The sequence below is a fragment of the Variovorax sp. Soil_C_19 genome, assembly GCF_057657255.1.
In genome coordinates this window covers 1-1,094 of record NZ_JBDGIV010000035.1, presented here as the reverse complement: position 1 = coordinate 1,094, position 1,094 = coordinate 1, and the positions used below count along the sequence as shown (strand labels likewise).

General features: G+C 72.4%; 1 protein-coding gene. It reads left to right on the top strand.

From position 1 onward, the window contains the following. On the top strand, positions 1-1,094 hold a 1,094-nt coding region (locus tag AC3A6R_RS27095; protein WP_487863269.1), incomplete at both ends, for an autotransporter-associated beta strand repeat-containing protein.

Genomic DNA, 1,094 nt, shown 5'->3' with positions numbered 1-1,094 from the left:
GACAACAAGGGTGCGGGCGGCGCGGTGCGCATCGGCGGCGCGCAGTTCGCGGTCGACGGCTACAGCATCGTCGGCGATGCGTTGACGATCAGCGCACCGGCGACGGTGGTGCGCGTGGGCGACGGCACAGCCGCGAGCGCGGGCATGACCGCGACCATCGGCGCGGCGATCGGCGGCGCGGGCGGGCTCGTGAAGGCAGACGGCGGCACGCTGGTGCTCGGCGGTGCGAACACCTACACGGGCGGCACCACGGTCAATGGCGGCACCCTGCAGATCGCGGCGGACAACAACCTGGGCGCGGCGGGCACTGCACTGGCGCTCAACGGCAGCACGCTGCGCGTGGCCAGCGGCGGATTGACGGTGGCTTCCAAGCGCGCCATCACGCTAGGCGCGGGCGGCGGAACCTTCGAAATGGCGGACGGCGCGTTCGAATCGAACGGGTCGATCGGCGGTGCGGGCGGCCTCACGGTGACCGGCACGGGCGGCGCAGTGCAGCTGAACGCCGCCAACACTTACGGCGGCGGCACGGTGCTGCGAGACGGAGCGACCGTCGCCGCGACCGCGGATGGCGCGTTCGGCAGCGGCGACGTGCGCCAGGAGACCAATGGCACGGAGGTGACGATCACCGGTTCGGCCAGCGCCGGCAGCACCCGCTTCACAGTCGGCCGCGCCGGCAGCACCGACACAGCGAACCTGCTCGTGTTCGCGCAGTCGGCCACCGGCGGCACGGCCCAGATCGACGTGCATGGCCAGGGGCTCGCGGGCGGCATCGGCAATGCGGCCCTGTTCATCAATACCAGCAGCGCCGACGACGCGACCATCAACAACCAGGGCGGCCTGGTCCTCTTCGCCGAGTCGGCCAGCGCAGGCACGGCCAAGGTAAACAACCAGGCCGGCAGCATGGTGTACTTCGCGGGCGATGCGTCCGCGGGCGGTGCATCGATCACCAACGCCGCGGGCGGCACGCTCGACGTGTCGGGCATCACTGCACCGGCGGGCCTCGCGATCGGCTCGCTCGCGGGCGGCGGCGCGGTGGTGCTCGGTGCCACGCGGCTGACGCTCGGCGCCACCAACGCGAACGACGCGATCTCCGG